General features: G+C 41.4%; 22 protein-coding genes, 1 pseudogene and 1 riboswitch. Of the genes and pseudogenes, 15 read left to right on the top strand and 8 right to left on the bottom strand.

All coding sequences use genetic code 11. The features are described from left to right. Positions 1-6: 6 nt before the first annotated feature. Entirely contained in the window at positions 7-351 is a 345-nt protein-coding gene (locus ACSLGF_RS10360; RefSeq protein ID WP_456005054.1) for a TetR family transcriptional regulator C-terminal domain-containing protein, read from the bottom strand. A gap of 68 nt (positions 352-419) precedes the next feature. Here ACSLGF_RS10360 and ACSLGF_RS10355 point away from each other — a divergent pair, with 68 nt between their 5' ends. Next, positions 420-812 (top strand): hypothetical protein, encoded by a 393-nt coding sequence (locus ACSLGF_RS10355; RefSeq protein ID WP_456005052.1) that lies wholly within the window; start codon positions 420-422, stop codon positions 810-812. Positions 813-849: 37 nt separating this feature from the next. Here ACSLGF_RS10355 and ACSLGF_RS10350 read toward each other — a convergent pair whose 3' ends face one another. The 3 genes from ACSLGF_RS10350 to ACSLGF_RS10340 are packed head-to-tail and all read right to left on the bottom strand — an operon-like array spanning position 850 to position 3,417. Next, positions 850-1,788 (bottom strand): metal ABC transporter solute-binding protein, Zn/Mn family, encoded by a 939-nt coding sequence (locus ACSLGF_RS10350; RefSeq protein ID WP_456005050.1) that lies wholly within the window; start codon positions 1,786-1,788, stop codon positions 850-852. 13 nt (positions 1,789-1,801) lie between these two features. Further along, the gene (locus ACSLGF_RS10345; protein ID WP_456005048.1) at positions 1,802-2,674 is read right to left on the bottom strand and encodes a metal ABC transporter permease; all 873 of its coding nucleotides are present in this window, start codon (positions 2,672-2,674) and stop codon (positions 1,802-1,804) included. Continuing rightward, on the bottom strand, positions 2,674-3,417 hold the full coding sequence (locus ACSLGF_RS10340; RefSeq protein ID WP_456005046.1) for a metal ABC transporter ATP-binding protein: 744 nt from the start codon (positions 3,415-3,417) through the stop codon (positions 2,674-2,676). The genes ACSLGF_RS10345 and ACSLGF_RS10340 overlap by 1 nt, the downstream gene beginning before the upstream one ends. A 429-nt stretch (positions 3,418-3,846) precedes the next feature. On the opposite strand from ACSLGF_RS10340, the gene ACSLGF_RS10335 reads away from it, so the two are divergent. The 10 genes from ACSLGF_RS10335 to ACSLGF_RS10290 all read left to right on the top strand — a co-directional run bounded on the left by ACSLGF_RS10335 (position 3,847) and on the right by ACSLGF_RS10290 (position 14,526). Next, the gene (locus ACSLGF_RS10335) at positions 3,847-5,946 is read left to right on the top strand and encodes a heavy metal translocating P-type ATPase (protein ID WP_456005043.1); all 2,100 of its coding nucleotides are present in this window, start codon (positions 3,847-3,849) and stop codon (positions 5,944-5,946) included. Between the two features lie 142 nt (positions 5,947-6,088). Next, positions 6,089-6,775, top strand: coding sequence for a DsbA family protein (locus tag ACSLGF_RS10330; RefSeq protein WP_456005041.1), 687 nt, complete (start codon positions 6,089-6,091; stop codon positions 6,773-6,775). Then, positions 6,772-7,185, top strand: a complete 414-nt coding sequence (locus tag ACSLGF_RS10325) for a disulfide oxidoreductase (RefSeq protein ID WP_456005038.1) — start codon at positions 6,772-6,774, stop codon at positions 7,183-7,185. The genes ACSLGF_RS10330 and ACSLGF_RS10325 overlap by 4 nt, the downstream gene beginning before the upstream one ends. A 147-nt stretch (positions 7,186-7,332) precedes the next feature. Further along, a complete protein-coding gene (locus tag ACSLGF_RS10320; protein ID WP_099728508.1) occupies positions 7,333-7,944 on the top strand; it encodes a trimeric intracellular cation channel family protein in 612 nt (203 codons plus the stop codon). A gap of 321 nt (positions 7,945-8,265) precedes the next feature. Next, positions 8,266-10,281, top strand: coding sequence for a Na+/H+ antiporter (locus tag ACSLGF_RS10315; RefSeq protein WP_456005036.1), 2,016 nt, complete (start codon positions 8,266-8,268; stop codon positions 10,279-10,281). A gap of 63 nt (positions 10,282-10,344) precedes the next feature. Then, on the top strand, positions 10,345-11,214 hold the full coding sequence (locus ACSLGF_RS10310; protein WP_456005034.1) for an ROK family protein: 870 nt from the start codon (positions 10,345-10,347) through the stop codon (positions 11,212-11,214). Positions 11,215-11,283: 69 nt separating this feature from the next. Continuing rightward, positions 11,284-12,132, top strand: coding sequence for an aldo/keto reductase (locus ACSLGF_RS10305; RefSeq protein ID WP_456005032.1), 849 nt, complete (start codon positions 11,284-11,286; stop codon positions 12,130-12,132). Positions 12,133-12,344: 212 nt separating this feature from the next. Continuing rightward, entirely contained in the window at positions 12,345-12,848 is a 504-nt protein-coding gene (locus ACSLGF_RS10300) for a hypothetical protein (RefSeq protein ID WP_456005029.1), read from the top strand. Positions 12,849-12,926: 78 nt separating this feature from the next. Then, positions 12,927-13,589, top strand: a complete 663-nt coding sequence (locus ACSLGF_RS10295; RefSeq protein WP_456005027.1) for an ATP-binding cassette domain-containing protein — start codon at positions 12,927-12,929, stop codon at positions 13,587-13,589. Further along, a complete protein-coding gene (locus ACSLGF_RS10290) occupies positions 13,564-14,526 on the top strand; it encodes an ABC transporter permease (RefSeq protein WP_456005025.1) in 963 nt (320 codons plus the stop codon). The genes ACSLGF_RS10295 and ACSLGF_RS10290 overlap by 26 nt, the downstream gene beginning before the upstream one ends. Positions 14,527-14,556: 30 nt before the next feature. Here the strand turns inward: ACSLGF_RS10290 and modB are convergent, their stop codons facing one another. From modB to ACSLGF_RS10270, 4 genes are all read right to left on the bottom strand, one after another. Beyond that, positions 14,557-15,222: a molybdate ABC transporter permease subunit gene (modB, locus tag ACSLGF_RS10285; RefSeq protein WP_099728504.1), complete on the bottom strand. Its 666-nt coding sequence runs from the start codon at positions 15,220-15,222 to the stop codon at positions 14,557-14,559. Next, positions 15,222-15,998, bottom strand: coding sequence for a molybdate ABC transporter substrate-binding protein (gene modA / locus ACSLGF_RS10280; protein WP_456005023.1), 777 nt, complete (start codon positions 15,996-15,998; stop codon positions 15,222-15,224). Before modA ends, modB begins: the two co-directional genes overlap by 1 nt. 269 nt (positions 15,999-16,267) lie before the next feature. Next, a complete protein-coding gene (locus tag ACSLGF_RS10275; RefSeq protein WP_456005020.1) occupies positions 16,268-18,118 on the bottom strand; it encodes an LTA synthase family protein in 1,851 nt (616 codons plus the stop codon). 125 nt (positions 18,119-18,243) lie between these two features. Continuing rightward, a complete protein-coding gene (locus ACSLGF_RS10270; RefSeq protein ID WP_456005018.1) occupies positions 18,244-18,735 on the bottom strand; it encodes a metal-dependent hydrolase in 492 nt (163 codons plus the stop codon). Between the two features lie 171 nt (positions 18,736-18,906). Here ACSLGF_RS10270 and ACSLGF_RS10265 point away from each other — a divergent pair, with 171 nt between their 5' ends. The 4 genes and pseudogenes from ACSLGF_RS10265 to ACSLGF_RS10250 form a co-directional block, all read left to right on the top strand. Beyond that, positions 18,907-19,335: a MarR family winged helix-turn-helix transcriptional regulator gene (locus tag ACSLGF_RS10265; RefSeq protein WP_456005016.1), complete on the top strand. Its 429-nt coding sequence runs from the start codon at positions 18,907-18,909 to the stop codon at positions 19,333-19,335. 83 nt (positions 19,336-19,418) lie between these two features. Continuing rightward, positions 19,419-19,562: a small acid-soluble spore protein SspJ gene (sspJ, locus tag ACSLGF_RS10260; protein ID WP_008347117.1), complete on the top strand. Its 144-nt coding sequence runs from the start codon at positions 19,419-19,421 to the stop codon at positions 19,560-19,562. A gap of 121 nt (positions 19,563-19,683) precedes the next feature. After that, a riboswitch (Lysine riboswitch) is annotated at positions 19,684-19,860 on the top strand. Between the two features lie 192 nt (positions 19,861-20,052). After that, positions 20,053-21,459 carry an amino acid permease gene (locus tag ACSLGF_RS10255; protein WP_099728497.1) on the top strand — a complete coding sequence of 469 codons (1,407 nt, stop codon included), beginning with the start codon at positions 20,053-20,055 and terminating at the stop codon, positions 21,457-21,459. A gap of 331 nt (positions 21,460-21,790) precedes the next feature. Beyond that, positions 21,791-21,929: pseudogene (locus ACSLGF_RS10250) on the top strand (IS5/IS1182 family transposase); the annotation flags it as partial.

Raw genomic sequence — 21,929 nt, 5'->3', positions numbered from 1 at the left:
GCTCGCCTATTGCGGAGGCATGTCTTTTTTTGTGATGGATTGCAGATGCATCTCCAGCACGGAGCGCATGAGCTGAGGCGGTAGACGGTGAGGCTGCAAGATTCCATTCAAAGCAAGCCCATTGACGACCGCATAAAGCCGTTCTGTCTCCAGTAAAAGATCGGTATGCTCTAGCAGCAGCTCAGCCTCTTTTAATTTCGTTAAACAAGCATGAACGGTTTGGAAAAGATCGTTATACATCTCTGCATTGAGCGGCTGTAAATCGGATTCAGTCAGGGATTTAATCGTAAAAGCCTGCCACACCTCCATTTCAAATTTTCGTTCTTCATCAAGTGGAAGGACTTGCTCCAATAAAGTGGGGAGCTTTCTTCCTGATCTGTACGCCGATTTTGGATCTGGTCCTTCTTGCGGCTACTTATATGGATTCAAGGCAAGGGGCGGTGGCGAGTGTCATCCACGGACTTGCGGCTGTTTATATTGGCGTGAGTCTGACCTTTGGGCATCAAATGGTGAAATGGGCAGATGCCCGGTTTGCTTATCGATTTGCAGGAGACCCGAAGCCAAAGGGAAAACCAAAGTACGGCAAGGAGCGGTCTATGTATGAAATGGTCAGCTGGGTGAGGCATTTAGCTGCTTGGGTCATCGGAGCCGGTTTACTTTTTGGGCTCACCTTTCTCATTCAAGCACCAGAACGAACCGAATCATTGATGCAGCTTGCCTATGTGTGGGGAATGGTCTTAATCGTTGATTTCCTAATTAGCATCAGTTATGTGATTTGGCCGAAAAAACATCCACAAAATATGGCAGGCTAACAGAAAAGACAGGCGGACTCACTCCACCTGTCTTTTCTCATGATGACAACCCTTTGTAAATGGTGTCAATATTCCATTTCATCATCTTATAGTAGCTGTCTCCATCTTCACCTTTCTTTCCAATGGAGTCAGTGAATACTTTTCCCTTAATCGGTACCCCAGTTTCTTCAGAAAGGCTTTCAAGGCTGCGTTTATCTACACTTGTTTCAAGAAAGAGAGCAGGAACTTGATGATCTTTGACAAAATGAATGATGCGTTTCATTTGTCCAGGTGTTCCTTCGCTTTCTGTATTGATCTCCCAAATGTAGCCCGCTTTCAGTCCATACGCATCTGCAAAATACTTGAATGCTCCCTCACTTGTGACAAGGAGTTTTTTGTCTTTTGGCAGCTGATCAAACTTGTCTTTTGCTTCATGATGAAGAGCTTGAAGCTTCTTGATGTAGGCGTCTGCATTTTTTTCGTAATCCTCTTTATGCTCGGGGTCCGCTTGAATGAGCGCATCCCGGGCATTTTGTGCATAAATAATGCCATTTGCAACATTCAGCCAGGCATGGGGGTCCTGCTGACTTTCCAGCCCTTTTGAAGATAAATGCTTTACTTTGACGCCCTTACTCAATTCGGCTACAGGGGCATTATCCCCGTTCTTGCCGCTCGATTCAAGCAGCTTTTGAAACCAGCCATTCCCTGTTTCGAGGTTTAAGCCATTGTATAGAACAAGGTCTGCATCCGTCGTATGCTGAACATCCTTTGGCAGTGGATCGAATTCATGTGGGTCTGTACCAATGGGAACAATGCTGTGAATAGAGACATGCTGTCCGCCTACTTCCTTCACGATGTCATAAAGAATGGAATAGGTCGTGACAACTTTTAATTTGCCATCATCTTTGCCGGAATTATTTTGTTGAGTAGAACAACCTGCGATCACCATAAGGGCAATGAATACTGCGGTCAAACGGATTGCAAATACCTTCTTCATGTAGTTCCTCCTTTTACATAGACGCTTCCTTTTTTAACTGCGTTCGTTTTCGTTTAGATTTTAATGATCTCCATAAAATACCTTGCTTTGGTGAAAAGATAAAGGCACTGCCGAATAAAATGGTCGCGACTAGCACGATGGAAGCACCAGACGACAAGTTATACGTAAAACTCAGCCCAAGTCCCGCGATGGCAGAAACGGCACCGAAAAAAGCAGATAAATAAATCATGATCCATAGCCGGTCTGTCAAGAGATAAGCGGTGGCGGCCGGCGTAATAAGCATCGCAACGACAAGAATAATACCAACGGTTTGCAGCGACGCGACGGTTACAAGGGTCAATAATGTCATGAGAAAATAATGGATCATTCGATTCGGTAAACCGTAAACAGAAGAAATGACCGGATCAAATGAACTAATAAGCAGCTCTTTGTAGAACACGATGACGGCCAGTAAAATAAAAATGCCGATTCCGAGCGTAATCCACATATCAGAGGAACGAACAGCTAGTACGTTTCCAAACAAGATATGATATAAATCACTGGAACTTTTCAAAAATGTAATGAGAATGATCCCAATTGAAAAAAAGGCGGTGAATACAATGCCGATGGCAGAATCATTTTTAATGCGGCTGTTTTGACTGACATATCCGATGCCAATCGCTGTTAGCACACCAGTTAAGACGGCTCCGAAAAAAAAGTTAATCCCTAGCATATAAGAGATGGCGACACCTGGCAGCACGGCGTGTGAAATGGCATCTCCCATCAGTGCCATGCCTCGTAAAATGATAAAGCAGCCAATGACACCGCAAATAATGCCTACCATGACGGATGTAAATAACGCTTTTTGTAAAAACGCATACTCAAAGAGTCCGGTTAAGAATTCCATTACACGTCTCCTCCTGCTGATTTTAAGAATGGTAGCTGCGTTTCATATGCCTCCAGCATCACCTCTGGACGAAGAATGTCATGTACAGGTCCTGCCTTGATCAATTTTTTATTTAAAAGAACGAGGTGGCTGAAGTAATCATCGGCCTTACTTAAATCATGGTGGACGACCAGAATGGTTTTCCCTTCATCTCGTAATTCCTTCAAAATGCGAATCATCGTTTCTTCACTTGTCATATCAATCCCGACAAAAGGTTCATCCAAACAAAAGAGCTGTGTGTTTTGAGCAAGTGCTCTTGCAAGGAAGACACGCTGCTGCTGACCGCCGGATAATTCACCGATCTGTCTTTTGGCAAAGTCCTGCATCCCGACTTTTTCTAAGCAATGGTATGCATAGGCTCGGTCTTCTTTTTTGGGTCGTTTCATTAGTCCAAGCTTCGGATATGTTCCAAGTAGAACGGTATCCAGTACATGAATAGGAAATGTCCAGTCTAGATCATTTCTCTGCGGTACATATGCGATCTGTTTTCTGACTTGTTTAAAGGGCTGTTCAAAAAAGTGAATATCCCCTTGATCTTTTTCAATTAAATCCAAACATGCTTTCAATAAAGTCGATTTACCGGCACCATTTGGACCAATGATTCCTGTCATCGTCCCTTCCTGTATGGAAAGAGAGATGTTTTCTAATGCATCTTGTCCGTGATATGAGACATGAAGACGGTCGATTGTTAAAGCATTTGACATCTCTTGCGGCCCCTTTCAATCATCATTGCGCTTCCTAAAGATATATGCATACATTAAATAATTTTGACTAAAGGATGAAATGATTCACTTGCGCTAATTTGTTTCCTTGGGAAAACTTTTATTTTATTCTAAGCGTATGTCCTTCTTTTGTAAAGAGAAATGCTGTACTTATTTCGTTAGAGGTCAAACGATCGTTTTTATGTTATGCGACGGGCGGGGGACATGAGCTTGGTTTATTGAAAATCCACGTGACAGCATTGGACACAAAAAAACAATTATTTGCTCATAAATGATTGACAGTTGATCAGATCTCCACATATAATAAGGGTAATTCAATATATGAATACGTGCTCATATATAACATCCATAGTATCTGATATAGGTTTGATTGAATCAGGGAATGCTACTTATATAGAAAAAGGTGAGAACATGAAAAAGATGAAAGATGAATACGTATTAAGCGGTCTTGATTGCGGCAACTGTGCACGTAAAATTGAAACAGGTGTCAGCAAAATGGATGGAGTTGAAGCTTGCTCTGTTAATTTTGCGACAGGCACATTGACTGTCACACATGCAGATAAACAAGAAACGATGTCAAAGCGTATTGCGAAAACCGTTCAGTCCATTGAACCTCATGTGAGTGTATCACCAAAAGAAGAAGGACATCATCACGATCATGATCATGGGACAAAGAACTTAAAAACGATTGTTCTGAAATTAATTGGCGGTGCTGTGATTGGAACAGCTGCCTATTTTATACCTGAAGATGGTTTGCTGAAGTTCGTCATGTTTTTCGCAGCGTATTTACTAGTCGGCGGTGATGTCGTCTTTAAAGCGCTGAAAAATATCGTGCGCGGCCAAGTATTTGATGAGAACTTTTTAATGACCATTGCAACGGTTGGTGCTTTTGTCATTCAGCAATATCCAGAGGCACTAGCTGTCATGCTGTTTTACCAAATTGGAGAGCTCTTCCAAGGGGCGGCAGTGAATCGTTCAAGACGATCGATTAGTGAATTAATGAATATTCGCCCTGAATATGCGAATCTCAAAGTGGGACATGAAACGAAAAGAGTAAAGCCGGAAGAAGTAAAAGCGGGTGACCGCATCGTCGTCAAACCGGGTGAGAAAATTCCGCTGGACGGACTTGTCATTGAAGGTTATTCACTCGTGGATACCTCTGCATTAACAGGGGAATCTGTTCCTCGAGATGTAGAAGCAGGAAAAGAAGTTCTTGCAGGATTTGTGAATCAAAACGGGATGCTTGAAATCGAAGTACAAAAAGAGCTAAGCGAATCGGCTGTTACGAAGATTTTAGATTTGGTGGAGAATGCGAGCAGCCGAAAAGCACAGACAGAAAACTTTATCACAAAGTTCGCAAAATATTATACACCTGCGGTCGTCGTGCTAGCATTATTGCTTGCCTTTATGCCGCCGCTCCTCATTCCATCAGCACAATTGTCTGACTGGGTTTACCGGGCGCTCGTCTTTCTCGTGATCTCTTGTCCTTGTGCACTAGTTGTCTCCATCCCATTAGGATTCTTCGGTGGAATCGGTGCGGCATCTAAACGAGGCATTCTTGTGAAAGGCAGTAACTATTTAGAAGCACTGAACTCTGTGCGCTATGCTGTATTTGATAAAACTGGCACACTCACAAAAGGGAACTTTACGGTGACCAATATCGTGACAACGAGTGACAAGTGCTCAAAAGAGGAACTGCTTTCTTTTGCGGCTCTGGCAGAAGCCCATTCCTCGCACCCGATTGCAGAATCAATTAAAGCTGCTTACGGTTCACCGCTTGATGAGAGCCAGATTGAAGCATATGAGGATATTGCTGGACATGGAATTAAAGCCACGATTAGCGGTGTCCATGTATTAGCTGGAAATCACCGCTTAATGGAAAGAGAAGGCATTGCGTTTGAAAAAGAAAAACGAAGCGGAACCGTTGTGTACATGGCAATAAACGGTGAGTTTGCCGGATCTATTTTGATTGCAGATGAATTAAAGAATGATGCGGTCGAAGCAGTCTCTGCATTAAAAGCGTCTGGGATTAAAACAGTCATGCTCACTGGTGATGCCAAACAAGTAGGGACTGCGGTCGCCCAGCAAATTGGTATTGACGAAGTGCATACTGAATTATTGCCACAGGATAAAGTAACGAAATTAGAAGAAATCGATCAGAAAAAAGCCCCTCAAGAAAAGCTATTATTTGTTGGGGACGGCATTAATGATACACCGGTATTAGCAAGAGCAGACATAGGAATTGCAATGGGCGGGCTTGGTTCAGATGCAGCTGTCGAAGCGGCTGATATCGTCATCATGACGGACCAGCCATCAAAGGTAGCAGAAGCCATCGCTGTTGCGAAACGAACAAAAAGGATTGTATGGCAGAATATCGCATTTGCTCTTGGTGTCAAAGGCGTTTTCCTGTTACTCGGTGCATTCGGTATTGCGACCATGTGGGAAGCCGTCTTCTCGGATGTCGGTGTTACCGTACTTGCGGTTTTAAATGCGATGAGGGTCATGAAATAAAATTGTAAGGAAAAATTCATGAATACCACCTTTCATAATGGCCCCCCTCTTGTTAAAATAGAAGAAGCTGGATAATGGCATTTTTCTAAGCTATTATCCTTTTTCTTTTTTTAGGAATGAAAAAGATAAGGTAGGTGCTTATGTGAGTAAGAAAAATAATCAATCTTCATCCATTAAATTTGCCGTCATTTTAACCATCGTCGCAGCTCTTCTCATCGGTCTATTTGTTGTGATTGGGAACAATAACAGCCAAGAAGCACAAACAGTTGACAGTAAGCCTTCTATTAAAGGACAGCCTGTCATGGGGGACAAAAACGCAGCGGTGCAAATCGTCGAGTTTGGGGACTACAAATGTCCGTCATGTAAATCATTTGAAACAGACATTTTCCCGAAACTGAAAGCAGACTACATAGATAAAGGCGATGTATCCTTTTCATTTATTAACTTACCACTGCCTGTTCATGGAGATGGCGCAGTGTTAGCAGCACTAGCTTCTGAAGAAGTGTGGAAAGAAGATCCAAAAAACTTCTGGGCATTCCATGAAGCTATCTATCAAGCACAGCCAGGTAGTGAAGCAGAATGGGTTACGCCTGCTAAGCTGACTGAACTAGCGAAAAAGACAACAAAAATTGATACGGACAAGCTAAAAGATAACTTATCAAAGAAAACGTATCAGCCGCAGCTGAACACAGACGATCAGCTTGTGAACAAATATAAAGTCAATTCAACACCAACGATTTTTATTAATAATCAACAAGTTCAAAACTTTTATGACTATGATGAAATCAAACAATTAATTGATCAAGAGCTCAAAGGGAAGAAATCATGAAAAATAAGCTGATTTACTTGTACAGTGCTTGGATTGTCTCTATCGTTGCGACGATGAGCAGCCTGTATTTAAGTGAAATAAAGAAGCTTATCCCATGCGATATGTGCTGGTTTCAGCGCATTTTCATGTACCCGCTTGTGCTTTTACTTGGAATTGCTACATTCCGGGGCGATGTCAAAGTGAAGTACTACGTTCTGCCTTTGGCAGTGATTGGTGCTGGCTTTTCCATCTATCATTATATGGAACAAAAGATCCCAGGATTTGCATCGATTCGTCCTTGCCTCAGCGGCATTCCTTGTTCCTTTGATTATTTGAACTGGTTTGGTTTTATCACCATTCCACTATTGGCTCTTATTGCATTTATTCTTATCATCATTAGTATGCTGCTGTTAAATGCAAAAAAAGATTGAGGAGATAGCCTGCTTATAAGTGGGCTATTTTTTATTTTTGCAAAAAGATTAAATTTAAAGAAAATTTGTATTGCTTTTCGCTTGTGTCAGATATACATTAAGGGGTAGTGTTAGATGATTAGATCATGGTAAGGAGATAAGCGGAAAATGGCATGGGAAGTCTTAAGTATCATTGGCATTATCGCATTCGCCATTAGTGGCGCGATTGTGGCAATGGAGGAAGAGTACGATATTCTTGGTGTGTATATTTTAGGGATTGTGACAGCATTTGGCGGTGGAGCGATTCGTAATTTATTAATCGGACTCCCGGTATCGGCTTTATGGTCACAGGGCAAGATGTTTACGATTGCCCTTGTGTCGATTACGATTGTGTTTCTATTTCCAAAGCTCTTGCTCAAGCATTGGAGCACATGGGGGAATTTCTCGGATGCCATCGGCTTAGCAGCCTTTGCGATTCAAGGCGCATTATTTGCTGTGCAAAGAGAGCTCCCGCTCAGTGCGGTTATTGTGGCAGCCATTTTGACTGGGAGCGGCGGCGGGATTGTGCGTGATCTCCTGGCAGGGCGCAAGCCGCTTGTTTTAAAAGCGGAGATTTACGCAGTATGGGCAGCACTTGGCGGCTTATTTGTAGGACTTGGTTTAGCCCAAGGAGAGCTCGCACTGTATCTGCTGTTTCTCATCCTCGTCACATGCCGGGTTTGTTCCTACTTATTCAAATGGCGGCTTCCCGCTAGGTCTTATTTTTTAAATAAAGGGTAAAAAAAGAGGGCGGCAATTTCGCTCTTTTTTTGTTTTATTCGAGCTGGATGTCAGCAGGTCATGCCATTTTCGTGTAAAATAAAAGTAGGTTTTTTATTCATCATTGGAACATTACATGTAATAAAAATTTTGTCATTTGGCTGAATATCTGGATTCAGCCTTTTTTTGCCTAGATGGATTGTCATGTTGTTGGTTTCACTTTTTGCGGGATACTAAAAAGCACTTATGATCGGACGGATGGATGGACCAAAAAGAAATAAACGCATCTTTGCATGTAAGCAAAACATGACGAACATAATAAAATAGGAGGGACATGTACTAGTGGAGATTTTTCTGGCAGTGCTCGTACTATTAGCACTCATTGCATCATCTAATATTATCAATCGTTTTCTGCCCTTTATTCCAGTTCCGTTAATCCAAGTGGGCTTAGGGATATTGGTCGCCGCTTTTCCTTCAGGTTTACATATTTCTTTAAATCCTGAGCTGTTTTTCGTGTTGTTCATTGCGCCGCTTCTATTTAATGACGGGAAGCGGACCCCAAGGGATGAGCTATGGAAATTAAGAGCGCCTATTCTCCTCTTAGCACTTGGTTTAGTGTTTGCGACAGTTATTGTAGCGGGATATACCATTCATTGGATGATTCCAAGCATTCCGCTTCCAGCCGCATTTGCGCTTGCAGCGATTCTTTCACCAACAGATGTGGTCGCAGTGAGTGCCTTATCCAGCCGTGTGAATATGCCAAAAGGCATCATGAGGCTGCTGGAAGGGGAAGGGCTGATGAACGATGCATCAGGACTTGTCGCCTTTAAATTTGCCATTGCTGCAACTGTTACTGGGGCTTTTTCAATTGCTGAGGCATCCTTTAGCTTTGTCCTTATTGCCGCTGGCGGATTATTGACTGGATTTATTCTATCCTTTTTTATCATTCGTTTCCGCTATTTCCTCCGCCGTTTAGGAATGGACGATGTCACAATGCACATCATCCTGCAAATCCTTACGCCATTTGTGATTTATCTAGCAGCTGAAGAAATCGGCGTATCCGGCATTTTAGCGGTTGTTGCTGGTGGTGTGACGCATGCAATTGAGCAAGATCGAATGGAAGGGAATTTAGCAAAACTGCAAATTGCTTCTTCAAACACATGGAATATTATTTTATTTATTTTAAACGGCCTTGTTTTCGTTTTACTTGGATTGCAGATTCCGGATGTATCCACAGTCATTTTCCAGGATGAAGCATTTAATAATATGCAGGTCATTAGTTACATTTTAATCATTACACTCTGTCTCATGGTTCTAAGATTCTTATGGGTATGGCTGTTCTGGGCAGGTAACTGGAGTGTAACGAGAAAGCAGAATGTGAAAAAACCGAAGCTGCGCGCTTCGATGCTGATGACATTCTCCGGTGTTCGTGGTGCTGTCACTTTAGCCGGTGCCTTCTCAATACCATTTACGCTTGCGGACGGATCACCATTCCCTGAGCGGCATTTGATTATTTTCCTCGCAGCAGGCGTGATCTTATGTACTCTCATTTTAGCTAGTGTGCTCTTGCCTATTTTATCTGAGAATAAAGATAAGCAAGTTGCTGTGGACTTAAATACAAAGATTCAGCACGCGAAACGGAAACTGCTGAGAAGTGCCATTAAAACCTTAAAAGAAGGAATGAATGAGGACAATAGGGAAGTGTCACTTGCACTCATCAATGATTACCGAATGAAGCTGAGAAATATTCAGCGAGAGCCGTACCAATTTGGGATGAGAAAACAGGAACGGAAAATCAGATTGCATGGAATTAAAGCAGAGCAAATGAAGCTTCAGCAATTAATTGATGAAGAGAAATTAGATAAAGAAGAAGCCTATGAACTGCAAGAGAGATTTCATGAGCTGGAAATGCTGTATTCAAACTCCTTTAAAATTCGTTTTTCAAAAGTGAAGTTTCTGCGCTTGCTTCAATGGCTCCAATTATGGCGGCCGGATGAGCGCGTTTCAAGCGGCATTTTAGAAAACGAGGAATCGTACAAACAAATTCGTAAGAAAACCGCTGAAGCTGCAGTAGATTCGATCAAACAGCATATGACAGATGAAAATAAACAAACATGTCACCAAGTCATTGGTTTTTACAATCAAGTGATTTTCCGCTGTGAACACGGTCCATCTTTCTTTCAGCAAAAAGATCGTGCCTTTGACAGAAAGAAAAAGGAGCTCAACTTCCAAGCTGTACAGACGATTCGAAATGAAATTCAAACCTTATATGAAGATGGCGAAATCAATCGTGATATTGCCCATCATTTAAGGGAGTATATCAATGACATGGAAGCAGTCTTGCTAACCAATACGTGATGTTGTCATCTCCTCCCCTATGTTTTATGATGAAGAAAGAGAACGAGCAGGGGGAGATCAATGATGGCGTATTATGGAGCAATTGAAGCTGGAGGTACAAAGTTTTGTTGTGCAATTGGCAATGAGTATGGGGAGATTCTAGAGGAAATGACGATTCCTACAGAGCACCCGGAAAAGACATTACAAAAGCTCATTCCATTTTTTCAAAAATATGAAATAGAAGCATTAGGGGTCGGCTCTTTTGGACCGATCTGTGTCCAAAAGGACGATCCTTCTTACGGTTATATCATGAACACGCCGAAGGTCGAATGGAAGCATTACCCGTTCATCCCGGAGCTAGAGAAACAATTAGGAGTACCTGTGTCCTTTACAACAGATGTCAATGCGGCAGCATTAGGTGAATTGACAAAAGGGGCAGCCAAAGGGCTGAACAGCTGTATGTATATCACAGTTGGCACGGGTATTGGTGCCGGAGCTGTTGTGAAAAATGAGCTTCTTCATGGTCATTCACATCCAGAAATGGGACATATCCTTGTCAGGCAGCATGAATCAGACCAGTTTGCAGGTGTCTGCCCAGCGCACGGTACTTGCTTAGAAGGACTGGCAGCTGGACCAGCGATTGAGAAAAGGTGGGGAAAGCCGGCCAAGGAGCTCACTCAGGAAGAATCGGTTTGGGCACTTGAAGCGGATTATTTGGCACAGGCATTGATGCAATACACGCTCATTTTAAGCCCAGAACGCATCATTATGGGCGGAGGCGTGATGAAGCAAAGCCAGCTGTTTCCGCTCATTCGAGAGAAGCTTGCTGCCTATGTAAATGATTATGTAGATCTGCCGCCGCTTGATACATACATTGTCTCTCCTGGACTTGAGGACAAGGCTGGCATGACAGGCGCTTTGCTTTTAGCCATCGAAGCGAAGAGAAACGCCTGATAATAGAGTTTTAAAGCGCAACATGAGATAATGAAAAAGATGGAATCTATGAAAAAGGTGGTTGTTAACATGGTTAAAAGCTTGAATGATACCGTAACACTGAATAACGGAGTGGACATGCCTTGGTTTGGTTTAGGTGTATTCAAAGTGGAGGACGGCAATCAAGTGGTAGATGCCGTAAAAGCAGCCATACGAAACGGATATCGCAGCATTGATACGGCTGCCGTTTATAAAAATGAGACAGGCGTAGGGAAAGCCATTAAAGAATCTGGTGTGAAACGAGAAGAATTATTCATTACGTCTAAAGTATGGAACACAGATCAAGGCTATGACAAGGCGCTGGCTGCATTTGATGCAAGCTTAAATCGTTTAGGTCTTGATTACTTAGACCTCTATTTGATTCATTGGCCTGGTCCAAATGCAGATACATTTAAAGACACATGGCGTGCGCTTGAGAAGCTTTACAAAGATGGGAAAGTGAGAGCCATTGGCGTCAGCAACTTCTATATTCAGCATTTAGAAGAGCTGTTAAAAGATGCTGAGGTTGTCCCAGCGGTGAACCAAGTTGAGTTTCATCCGAAACTGACACTTGTCGAATTACGTCAATATGCAAAAGAAAAAGGCATTCAAATTGAAGCGTGGTCTCCGCTGATGCAAGGAAAGCTGCTAGATCATGACATATTGAAGGACATTGCGGCACGCTGCAACAAATCTGTTGCTCAAGTCATCTTGCGCTGGGATCTGCAAAGCGGCGTCGTGACAATTCCAAAATCAATCAATGAAGAACGCATTAAACAAAACGCAGACATTTTTGACTTCGAGCTTTCTCAAGAAGACATGGAAAAAATCGATGCATTAAATAATAACGAACGCGTCGGCTCGAATCCAGAGACGATGACGGTTGGGTTTGAATCATAACAAAATAGAATGATTTTAAAACACCTTTTGATAGGACTTGGGAGTGTTACACTTCTAAGACGATTGGAAAGGTGTTTTTTAAATCTTGAAATGTAAGTAAGTGTTGAAAAATATGCTTAATTCCTTAAAATAACCTTAAATTTAATAAATATATGGGAAGAGTAATACATTTAATGGTAATTTATTAATTGTAAATAAAAGGAGGGAATTATGTGAAAAAGGTCATTCTTAGCTTGTCGTTAACTTTGGGTTTTACTATCCTGCCTACAACATTTACTGAAGCAGCAAATGTTGATTTAAGCAAGGAGCAAAAAGTGATTCAAGAAGATTATTCTAGTAGTACCATGTATGTACAAACAATAAAGGAAACAAATAAAGGTGAGATGTCTACAAGTGCTTCGAAAGTTTATGCAAAAAGGCTCACCACGTCGAGAGGAAGCTTTCTAGCTTGGTCTAAATCATATGTTGATTGGAGATATTCCTCAGGTAAAATCAAGTCGAGTTCTGGTTCTCAAGACGCCGGCTATATCTTTCCTAACAAAGTTGAAAAAAATGGTTCGAAAAGATACTACAAGGGATCTACAATTCATAAATGGGCACATAAAACTACCCTTAAATTTGGAACACCCACACCGTGGGGAGATGTTACCTTTGTAAGTAACTCTTTTACAGATAGAGTGTGGGTAAATGGAAAAGGGAAACATGGTTGGGATTAACTTTATAGTTTAATAGAAAAGGCGCTACGTATGAAATATTACAGATAATCTCAATAAATACCAAGAGAGGTTTTGGAAATGATCCATATAAAGGGGCTAACAAAAACATATCGACATCAGCCTATTTTTGAAGATTTACATATTCAAATTGAACATCGAAAGGTCAATTTCATCATGGGGAAGAACGGATCTGGAAAAACGACTTTTATGAAATGTCTACTCCAGTTAGAACAATATGAAGGAGAGATTTTGTATAACCACCAGTCAATTGATCAAGTGAGACATGAAATCCAAGTGATGTATGATGATACGCCGCTCTATTTGAATTTAAACGGTTACCAAAATATACGTTTATTGTTAAATGTTCCCGTTGACCAAAAAAAGTGTATGGCGCTGGCACGTGAATATCTACCACATGAGATTCTAAAGAAAAAGGTCAAACATTACTCTTATGGCCAAAAAAAGAAGCTAAGTTTCATATTCATTGCATTAACCAAACCAACTTATTTGTTCTTAGATGAAATATCAAATGGTTTAGATTATGGCACAATGATGGAATTAAAAGCAATGATTAAGAAGTGGTCTGAAGACATGACCATTATTGCTACAGGTCATCAATTTGAATTTTACTCGTCTATTGTCGATGAATTGTTTATTTTAAAGGACAAATCAATGATTCAAATCCATGACTTTCAGGAAAAAGGAGAGGATTTGGGTGACGTTTATCAAGCATATCTTTAAGCTAATGAAAAAAGAGCTTTTATATCAATATTATGCTAAAACATTTCTTATCTTGTTCATTCCATTAATGCTGATTTCGTTATGGAATGTGTATGCTCAATATGAAACAACAAAATCAAATTATGCTCAATATGTAAAAACGGAAACTGAATATAAAGAGCTCGGCATTGATATTAAAAAAGCTTTGACGATGCCAGTTAATATAGAAGAAGGTGAATTAGCCGGTGCTGAAGGAGAAGTTGTAGAAAATGTCTTAAAGTATGATTATGAGCAGTTTATTCAGTCACTTCATTTGATGGAACCAGCGCAAGCCATTTCAACTACTTTAGAATGGATGGGGTTTATCTTTTACCCTCTTGCATTTGGTTTATATGCGGTCTATTTAACCACATATGATGTTAAATATAAAACGATGAAAATAAAAGCGGTTCGATATCAGTGGAACGATGTTTTATTTTCAAAGCAACTGTCTCTGTATGTGATCATTCTATTCTTTATTTCTATTATCTGTCTCATTTCGTATATGGCTAGTCATCTATTTTATTCTGTCATCTCACAGGATATATCTGTTCAGTTGTTTACATATAAAGATAGTACCGAATATTCTATACTTCTTCAATTGATGTTTGTTGTATGTACAAGCTGGTTATTTAGTACAATTGTTTTTTATTTAGGTAGTTTATGTCGAAGTTTTATTTTATCTGTGGTTATTTATATGGTCTATTTTTTATTGATCCCTAACTTAGGTGTCTTTGATTTGAAAAATATGATCGCCAACTTAGCTTTGCATCTGTTTTCTTTTAAAGGAAACTACCAATTATTTGTGCCTATTCCCATTAGTGTAACCACAATTCTGACCTGCCTTTCACTGCTTATCATCTTGTTATCATTTCTGACTTATACTGTGGTAAAACGGCAAAGTAAATATGTAGTATAGATCCCCCTATGTGAGAATAGGGGGGATTTTTTATGTGCTGCTTCGGCGCACAGCCAGCAGCATGATAAAAGACAATATCACAATACAAATCGTCCAAGCCCAAGCAAGCTCCATTCGTCCAGAATCGATGGCCACATAGATAGCGGTTGGGAGTGTTTGGGTTTTCCCTGGGATGTTGCCGGCAAACATTAAGGTCGCCCCAAATTCTCCAAGGGCCCTGGCAAAGCTGAGGACGCTGCCTGACAGCAGGGAAGGCAGGGCGAGTGGTACGGTGATATAGGCAAAGACTTGGAATGAATGAGCACCGTCTACTTTTGCAGCACCTTCAATGTCTGACTCAATCGTAGAAAACCCCGCTTTTGCTGATTGATACATGAGCGGGAAAGCCACAACTGTTGATGCAATGACTGCCGCCCACCATGTGAAGATGACAGGCTGATGGAAGATCCATTCAATGGCGCGTCCAATCACGCTATGCTTTCCGAACATGACAAGCAATAAAAACCCTACGACCGTTGGTGGGAGGACAAGCGGCATCATGAGGAGCGTTTCAACGATCATTTTCCCCTTAAAAGATGTTCGCGCCATCCAAAAGCCGATCGTTGTTCCAAAAACAGTAGCCAATAGTCCGCTGACGACGGCAACTTGAATCGACAGCCAAATAGGAGATAAAAACTCTTCAGTCAGCATAGGCATTATTTCACTTGAAAGCCGTACTTTTTAAAAATTGATGCGGCTGTATCTGATTGGAGATATTGAAAAAATGCCTTGGCTTCCTCTAAATGTTCTGTCCCTTTTACAATTCCTACTGGATAAATGATGGGGGAATGCATGTCCGGATTTGCCTCATCCACAATCTTTCCTTTTTTGGAAACGAGGGCGTCTGTCTTATACACAACACCAGCTTCCACATTCCCTGTCTCTACGTAGCTTAGAACTTGACGCACATCTTTGCCGTAGACAGCGTTCTTTTTCACTTGATTCCATATGTTCAGCTTTGTGAAAATCTCTTTTCCGTATGTACCAGCAGGAACAGATTCAGGTGTACCGAGAGCAATTTTTCCTTTTAAGTGCTGGACGTCTTGAAAGCTTTTGATAGAGGAAGAGCTTTCTTTTGGCACAATGAGGACAAGCTCATTTTGTATGGCATCCTTTGTATGATCCTGATCAATGTCTCCAGATTGGACAAGTTCATCGAAAGGCTCCTCAGCCGCAGAGAAAAAGAGATCCGCTTTTGCTCCTTGAGCGATTTGCTGCTTCAGTGCGCCTGATGACCCAAAATTATTTGTTAATGTGACGTTCGGATGCTGATCGTTAAAGGCGGATTCAATTTCCTTTAATGCATCTTGAAGGCTTGCAGCTGCTGAAATCACAAGCTCCGTCTTTTTGCTCGTATGTGATGACTTCATCTCTGTTTGACATCCGGTTAGGAGCAAACATAGGGTGATGAAGGCTAAGAATGTATACTTCATGTTCACACCTCTCATCATTCAATATCATGTATCCCTTATGATAATCAAACTTATTTGAGCATTCATAGGCTTTCAGCGTGTAGACAAACCCTCGCATTCTTTGTCAGTCCTGCGTGCCGGTGCTCACGAATGTCAAATTCGCTCCGCTCCAGTACTCGTCCTTCCTAGACTGCAAAGGTTTTCTATCACGCTGAAAAGAAGACAAAGGGCTAAAATAAAGGTCATTTTAGCCCTTTGTCAACAATCTGAAAGCCGCCAGATGGCAGCTTTTAATGCTGATAAAAACGCAGTAAATTCCCATTGATGACTTTGTCTGATAAGGAGAGCTCTTTATTGGCTTTTTCTATATAAGGCTGACAAACTTCATCTTGTTCAACAGGCTCTTTTGTTTTTTGGTCATAGCAGGTGTTCTTTGTATAGAGATAATCATCTGTAATAAAGTTTCCATTTCTCAGAACAGCGAAAGGCGTCCGTTCGTTTGAAAATAAGTCATTTCCAAATTGAATGGCATCCTTGGATTCTATACCGAGCAAGTGAAGGAGTGTTGGCTTTACGTCCATTTGGCCGGCTGTTTCAGATATTGTCTGCGGTGCTTGATCCGTGATACCAGGAATGTAGATTAAAAATGGCACCCGCTGTAGTTTGACAGCATCAAACGGTGTGATTTCATCCTTTTTGAGGAGCTCTGCCATTGCCTCATGATGTGCCTCTGAGATGCCATAGTGATCACCCATAAGGACGAACATCGTATTTTCATACAGTCCTTCTTCTTTCATGCGGTCAAAGAATGTCTTAATGGCTTCATCTTGATAGCGGACGGTCGTCACATAGCGGTTTAAAATGGCGCTAGTCGAATTATATTCATCAATAAATTGATCCTTTGGATCGATTTCAAATGGAAAGTGATTTGTCAATGTAATGAACGTGCTGTAATAAGGAGTCTTCAACTTCTTTAAATAATCAATGGATTGATCAAAAAAGTCGATATCCTTTAAGCCCCAGCCAGTCGAATTCTGTTCATTGACATCAAACGAATCGACATCATAAAAGCGATCAATCCCAAGCGATTCATACATCACATCACGATTCCAAAACGTTTTATTATTCGCATGAAATTGGACGGATTGATAATTCTGTTTTTTCAATTCCTTGTATAACGTGTCATATTCGTTGTCACTCGCTGTGAAAAAGACAGCGCCGCTGCTAGATGGATAGAGGGAATTTGCGACAATAAACTCTGAATCCGATGTCTTCCCTTGCTCTGTCTGCTGATAAAATTCATCAAAATAAAAGCTCTTTTTGGCCAGTTGATTTAAAAAGGGTGTGATGTATTGTCCATTCACCTTTTGGTCAACGACAAATTGCTGCGTTGATTCAAGTGAAATGAACACGACGTTCTTGCCTTTAGCAAGTCCAAAGTAGTCTTCGTTTGGTGCACTGTAATCAGCCTTTGTATAGTTGGCTACTGTTGAAAGTGTATCTTCATCTGCAAAGGCTTTTTGTCCAATACGCGCCGTTTGGGCAGCGCCGTCATACAGGTGGAATTGGAACAGCCCAAGGTTTCGTACGATGACTTCTCGATCATAAGAGCTTGTCAGAAATTGAGGATGATCCATCATGGCTGAGCTGACATGAAACAATAGAAAGCTGCAGCAGACCGCATAATACGTTTTGATCGTCTTGAATGACGCTTTTGGTGCTAATGGTTTACGCTTTAACAGCCATGCCAGCACCACGAAATCAATGAGCATCAGCACAAACAGCGGGTGGAACAACTCAGTCATGCTGCTGCCCATATCCCCCATGTTCTTGGCTTGAAATAACACGGGAATGGTAATGAAATCAATATAAAAACCGTAAAAGATCGTATTCGATATCAAGATGGCTGTCAGTATAAAATTTGCGGTCAATAAAAAAACCTTTTGTTTGGTTTCATTTAAAAAAAGAGCAATCCCAAACAAAGGGAGCAAAAAGCTGAGTGGATTGATCAAAAGCAGCCATTCGTGAAACAGATTGGCCGTTCGTATATGAAATCCGAATTGATAAATGATGTATGTTTTCATCCACATGAAGAGGATGGAGTACACTAAAAACCAGTGATCTTTGAAAAACGCTTTCATTTATGTAGCTCCTCACCATTCTGTATTCAGCTGCACGGCAAAAACACTTATCTTAAAACTACTAAAAAAATGAGGAATGATCAATTCATATCCTGTCTTTTTTGCAAAACTCTTTTTTCATTCTCTTAGAACTGCAATGGAATGGATATTCCGCAGATGACAGCGATGTAATAGCAGGTAACGACGGTGAGAGCAGCTAGTACGACTTGTTCTCCTGTGCTGCCTGTTTTGACATAGAAGGGGAGACGTACTTTAATGGAAGCTGGGAACAAAAATTTAATGCCGTTCACTGTTCCAGCATCAAGGATGAGGTGGCTCGCCATCCCAACGAGTAAACCGATACTTAGGCTGTCATTTGGAATGTATGTTGTCGAAATAAAATAAATGATCAGCAGAAATAATAAACTGTGTGTAAACGTGCGATGACCGAACACACTGCTGATCAGTGTCGAGAGCAGCGGGAATTTCCTGCCGATTTTACTTTTCGTATGGCAAAGATCGGGGATCAAAGCACCTGCTGATCCAGCAGCAGCCATAGTGACTGGATCGAGTCCGTAGTAGTAGGCGGCGGCCGTTGTGGCGGCGATTCCGCCCATAATGTGTGTTTTTCCTGTCATGATGCGTACTCCTGTTCTGTTTTTTGTTCAAGTACTCACTATATCAAGGGTGAATTCATTCAGCAAGGCTTATTTCTATAGAAAAAGAGGACAAAAGGGTTGGCTGATTGGAAAAACATTTTATAATAAGGGGGAAGTCATGTTGATACTAACGATAAGGATGCGATTCGGATGAGTAATGCAGACATTTTAAAAGAAATTGTTCTCGTACATTATGAAGTCAGCCGTAAATTAAACCGCAAGTTACTTGAGTTAGAAAAAGACATCACGCCACCGCAGATTTATGCTCTCTCTATTTTGATACAAGGAAAAGTATCAGATGCCGAAGAGCTGAAGCAAAGACTCTCTTTAAACCCAGGTGCAGCCTCTATTGCACTCAATAAATTAAGCGAACAGGGCTATATTCAAAGAGAACGGGACAAGGAAGACCATTCACTTGTCAAGTTAGAAGCCACGGAAAAAGGGCTGGCCATTTACGAAAAGCATACACGCCTTTTTGGTAAGGTGATTCAGCATATGATGTCAGACTTCACAGAGGAAGATTTAAAAACCTTTTTGACTTATTTGCAAAAAATGAGACAGACCTTTCATGATGAATGAGTCTCTTCTCCTTGTATAATGCTGAGTGCTGTCGCACAAATTAAACAGGCAAACGCATTTTATGAAAAGGGGGGGAAGCAGCGATGTCATTTTTCCAAAAGGATAAAAAGGCAAAAAGTGAAAAAGACCATCAGCAGGTAGATCAGCTGTTAGAAGAAGCAAGTAAAGAACTAGCAGGCGATCCGCTTCAGGAAGCTGTACAAAAGAAGAAAAACAATCATCAATAAGCAGGTAAAAGGCAGAGAATCATTCCTCTGTCTTTTTTCTATGTTTTTCCCTTTGACAGATGTGAAAATGTTTGATAACCTTCGTGTAGTAAAAATGAATAGAAATCCTCACGCTATGTCTCAGTGAGGTAGAGGTTGCGCGGATGATGAGTCACTCATGGGAGAGATGGAATCGTTGATCATGGGAAAAAGGCATCAGCGCCGAAGTGTAGAGAGAGCTCCAACTTTCTTTATGCTGGGTCTGCATTGAATAAATGCAGGACTGCCACGTCTAAAAGCGTGGAGGGCTATCCGGAGATCAAGGTGTATGTTTTGAAAAGCATGGACTTTTGTTCAGGCTTTTTTTTATGTTCTCAGTGACAAAGATAAGGGTATGCTGTTAAGAAAGTGACCCATTATGAACATAAAGAATGCAAGTCATTGCTTCACAAATATATCAATGAAGATACTGCCGGGTCTGGTCCAAAGTGAATATAACGGAGGTACGGAAATGGAACAGACAAAAAAATGGGGTTTTTGGTTATTGACGGCATTTGTCGTCGGAAATATGGTAGGTTCAGGCATCTTTATGCTGCCAAGTACGCTTGCCCAGCACGCAAGTCCTTTAGGTGTGACGATGGCATGGCTTGTCACAGGTGGCGGTGTGCTGATGATTGCACTTGTATTTGGGCATTTATCCATTCATAAGCCGCAGCTGACGGCAGGACCACAAAGTTATGCAAGGGCGCTTTTTAAAGATCCGAAAAAGGGAAAAGCAGCCGGTTTTACAATGGTTTGGGGATATTGGGTGGCGAGCTGGATTAGTAATGTCGCCATTATTACGAGCCTTGCCGGTTATTTAACGACTTTTTTCCCTATTTTAACCGTAAAGACGGTGATCTTTACCTTTGGAAAAGAAACGATCACACTTGGTCAGCTCATGACCTTTATCGTATGTACCATCCTTCTATGGGGAACACATACCATTTTAATCACAAGCTTAAGTGCTGCAAGTAAATTAAACTTTATTACGACCTTTTCAAAGGTGCTCGGATTCGTCCTTTTTATTGTAGCGGGCTTATTTGCATTCCAAACGGCATTATTTGAGCATTATTACTTCCCGGTTGCATCAGGGGGCGAAGGAGTGCTTGGACTTGGAGGCCAAATTCATCATGCGGCCATTTCCACACTATGGGCATTTATCGGAATCGAATCTGCGGTTATTTTATCAGGGAGAGCGTCTTCGCAGCGCGATGTGAAACGTGCGACGATTACGGGTCTTTTAATCGCACTTTCGATCTACATGATTATCACGCTGATTACAATGGGCGTTCTGCCGCATGATCAATTGCAAGGCTCAGACAAACCATTCGTGGACGTGCTTCAGCTCATTATTGGGCCGGCTGGCGGGATTGTCATGGCACTGCTTGCGATCATTTGTTTATTTGGCTCAATGCTTGGCTGGATCTTACTCGGTTCAGAAGTACCTTATCAAGCAGCAAAGGCAGGCGACTTCCCAGCAGTATTTGCAAAAACAAACAAAAAGGGCAGTCCTGCCTTCGCTTTGACTGTCACAAATATCATGTCACAGCTGTTTATTTTCTCAGTCATGTCACGCACGATTAATGAAGCCTTTACCTTTTTAACAACATCAGCGACACTTGCGTATCTCATTCCGTATATCGTGTCTTCGATCTACAGCTTTAAGGTCATCATGCAAGGCGACACATATGAGCTTCAAAAAGGTAATCGAACAAGAGACGGCATCATCGCACTTGTTGCTATGGGGTATTCCGCTTGGGTCATTATTTCGGGAACAGCTGATTTGAAAACATTTGGTCTCGGAATAGGTCTGTTCTTAGTTGGTATTCTGCTTTATCCATTCATGTCAAAAGGATTTGCCAAAGGAACGGAATAAGGATGACGTTTCTCCAAAAATGGAGAAACGTTCAGCGTGTAGACAAACCCTCGCATTCTTTGTCAGGTCTGCGCTCCGGTGCTCACGAATGTCAAATTCGCTCCGGTGCTCGTCCTTCCTAGACTTCAAAGGTTTTCAATCACGCTGAAAAGGAGACAAAGGGCTAAAATAAAAATCATTTTAGCCCTTTGTCAACAATCTGGACGTTTCTCCAAAAATGGAGAAACGTCAGGCTGTCGAGAAAATCTCGACAGCTTTATTTTTTTCCTTAAAGTTTCCATTCCCCCGTTTTATAATAGAGAAAAGCATACTAAAGGAAGGTGTTTTTCTCATGTTCCACACTAGAAATTCTTCTCAGCACGAAGCCGAATTTGTATTGCTAGATCAACTGGTCGAAGAGGATCACCTGCTTCGTAAAATTGATCAGTACATTGATTTTTCATTTATCATAGACAAAGTAAAACCATATT

The organism is Bacillus sp. A015, from assembly GCF_053851875.1.
The sequence above is the reverse complement of the archived record's forward strand: the minus strand, read 5'-3'. Positions and strand labels throughout refer to the sequence as shown.